The following is a 3,300-nucleotide window of genomic DNA, read 5'->3' as shown; positions in this document are numbered from 1 at the left end:
CGGACCGTCCGGACTCCCTTCCCCCTGCGGGCCGCTCTCCGGGGCACGCGGACCCTGCGGCCCGCCTCCCGGGACATGCGGGTACGGGCCGTCCTGCGGACCGGACAGACCGCCAGAACCCTGCGGACCACCCGGGCCACCCGGATCGCCCGGGCTGAGCGGGGTGCCTCCCGGACCTTCCGGGCCGAACCCGCCGTGCGGACCTCCAGCAGGCAGCACACCGTCCTCCGGGCCACCTTCCGGGCCGAACTCTCCGTGGGGACCTCCAGCAGCCGGCACACCGCTCCGCGGACCGGCCTCCGGGCCACCTTCCGGGCCACGCGGACCGTCCGGACTCGCTTCCCGGGCATGAGACCCCTGCGGGCCGCTCCCCGGCTCACCCGGACCCTGCGGACCGCCTCCCGGGACATGCCGGTACGGGCCCTCCTGCGGACCGGACAGACCGCCAGAACCCTGCGGACCACCCGGATCGCCCGGGCTGAGCGGGGCGCCTCCCGGACCACCCGGGCCGAACCCGCCGGGCAGACCTCCAGCAGCCGGCACACCGCTCCGCGGACCGGCCTCCGGGCCACGCGGACCGTACGGACTCCCTTCCCGGGCACGGGACCCCGCCGGACCGCTCTCCTGGCCACCAGGCTCACGCGGACCCCGCGGACCGCCCTCCTGACCGCCCTGCGGGACGTGCGGGTACGGGCCCTCCTGCGGACCGGGCAGACCCTCCGGACGCCCTTCCGGGCCGTACGCGCCGTCCGGACGCCCTTCCCGGGCACGGGACCCCTGCGGGCCGCCCACCCGGACACCCGGCCCGTACGGGCCGCCCTCCGGGCCGTACGGGCCCTGCGGCCCGCCCTGCGGGACCGGTGGACACGAGTCACCCGCCGGACCGGACAGGCCGTCAGAACCCCGCCGGACAGCCGCCGGACCACCCGGACCGCTCGGGCCGTCAGGGCCGTCAGGGCCGGACAGGCCGTGCGGACCGGGGGAGCCGCCCTCCGGGCCTCCCTGACCGTCAGGGCCTCCCCCCGGGCCTGCCGCCCCTGCTCCCGGGGCGCGGGAGCCGTCCGGGACGCGAGTGCCCGCCCCCGGAACACGCGGGACACCCTCCGGGCCCCGGGCACCCGGACCCGCAACACGCGGACCGTACGGGGCGGACCGGTCCCCGGCCCGCACGGCCGGTGACGGGCCCTCAGCACCGCCCCCGGCCGGACCCCGCCCCGGCACAGGCCCCGCAACAGAACCGGAACCCACACCAGAACCCGTGACGGGACCCGTGGGGGAACCCGCAGCAGGACCCGTGACGGGACCCGTGGCGGGACCCGCAGGGGAACCCGTGGCGGGACCCGCAGCAGGACCCGTGACGGGACCCGCAGGGGAACCCGTGGCGGGACCCGTGGCGGGGGCGGGGCCGGCGGGCGGGCCGGGCTCCTTGAACGACACGTCCCCCACCTGTTCCAGCGGGAACGGGAACTCCTCCGGGGGCAGGACCGAATTGACAGGCGCCCGTGCGCGTTCGCTCTTCAACCGCGGCTTCCTTCTCCTGCGACACACCCGGCCGGCTGACCGGGCACCGTCCCGAGACACCGGCCCCCGAACCATGACGCGACAGAACGGCCCGATCGACGTGATCTATGACACGGTCGACACACCACCCCCCGCCATGAAAGGAAGAAACACCGGGTCAGAGACCCGCCGGCACCTGGGATGACATCATTTCCGGGTATAGGCGGCGGCGCACGCCATCTCATCACTTGCAGGTATGTACCTGGTTACATCTGTTGACGTGTCAACTGTCCCTCTATCTAATGTGTTGCGCACTGGTAACCGTCAGTAAGCGCCGTGTCCGGCCGGCCAGGGCCGTACCGCCGCGGTAGAGGATTCATGAGCGACAACACCGCGTTCCCCCCGCCGGAGCCCGAAACACCCGAAGAGCCCAGCGACGCCCGGCTCATCACCGCCACCCGCGAGGGCGACAGCACCGCCTACGAAACGCTGTACGCACGCCACCGCAGGGCCGCCGCCCTGTGCGCCCGCCAGTACGCCACCCGCGAAGCGGACGTCGACGACCTGGTCGCCGAGGCGTTCGCCAACGTCCTCGCCGCCATACGCAAAGGCTCCGGCCCCACCGAATTCTTCCGCGGCTACCTCGTCCGCACCGTCCGCCACTGCGCGTTCCGCGTCACCCGCCAGCAACGCCGCACCATCCTCACCGACACCTGGGACACCCACGACACCCCCGAACCCGCCCGCGACCCCGCCACCGAAGCCTTCGACCACCAGGCCGTCACCGAAGCCTTCCGCTCCCTGCCCGAACGCTGGCAGGCCGTCCTCTGGCACACCGAAGTCGAAGGCGAACCACCCGCCAGCATCGCCCCCCTCCTCGGCCTGCGCCCCAACAGCGTCTCCGCCCTCGCCTACCGCGCCCGCGAAGGCCTGCGCACCGCCTACCTCCAGGCCCACATCACCACCACCGGCAACCACACCTGCCGCAGACACGCCACCCGCCTCGGCGCCTACACCCGCGGCAAACTCACCCCCGCCCAGAACACCCAGATCCGCGAACACCTCACCAACTGCCCCACCTGCACCGCCCTCCACCACGAACTCACCGACCTCACCACAACCATCCGCACCACCATCCCCCCCATCTACCTCGGCACCACCGCCACCGCCTACCTCCTCCACACCACCACCAACGGCAACAACAACAACAGCGACAGCGACAGCGGCAACAACAGCGGCAACGGCGACAACAGCAGCACAGACAGCAGCACACCCCCAGACACCAACACCGACACAACCACCAGCACCGGCACCGGCACCGGCACCGGCACCGAGACAGACACCGGCACAGGCATCAGCACGGACACCGGAACCGGCACAGCCGCCGGAACCAGCACGGACACCGGCACAGGCACAGCCGCCGGCACCGGCACCGGCACGGACACCAGCACCACCGCAGGCACCGAGGCAGGCACAACTACCGGAACCGGAACAGACATCAACACCGGCCCCGGTACCGGAACCGGGACAGACATCGGCACAGCCGCCAGCACAGGCACAACCACCGGGACAGGCACCGGCACCGGCACCGGCACAGCCGCCGGCACAACACCCCCAACCCCCGCCCCCGCCCCCGCCCCCGCCCCCGCCCCCGCAACAACCCCACCAGCACCAACCCCGGTATCCATACCCCAAACCAGAATCCCCTGGAAAAACCCCCGAACCCTCACCACCGCCGGCATCACCGCCACCGCCATCGCCGCAAGCTCCATAGCCCTCGCCCTCACCACCACACACACC

The 3,300-nt window shown here is 73.0% G+C and carries 1 protein-coding gene; it reads left to right on the top strand.

Features of this window, described 5'->3' with window-relative positions:
* Window positions 1-1,878: 1,878 nt before the first annotated feature.
* Window positions 1,879-3,300, top strand: a 1,422-nt coding sequence (locus GTY84_RS34605; RefSeq protein WP_161226093.1) for a sigma-70 family RNA polymerase sigma factor, incomplete at its 3' end; no start/stop codon positions are given.

Source organism: Streptomyces sp. SID8352 (assembly GCF_009862265.1).
Taxonomy (GTDB): Bacteria; Actinomycetota; Actinomycetes; order Streptomycetales; family Streptomycetaceae; genus Streptomyces.
Note: the sequence above shows the minus strand (reverse complement) of the source record. Positions and strands in the feature narration are given on the sequence as shown.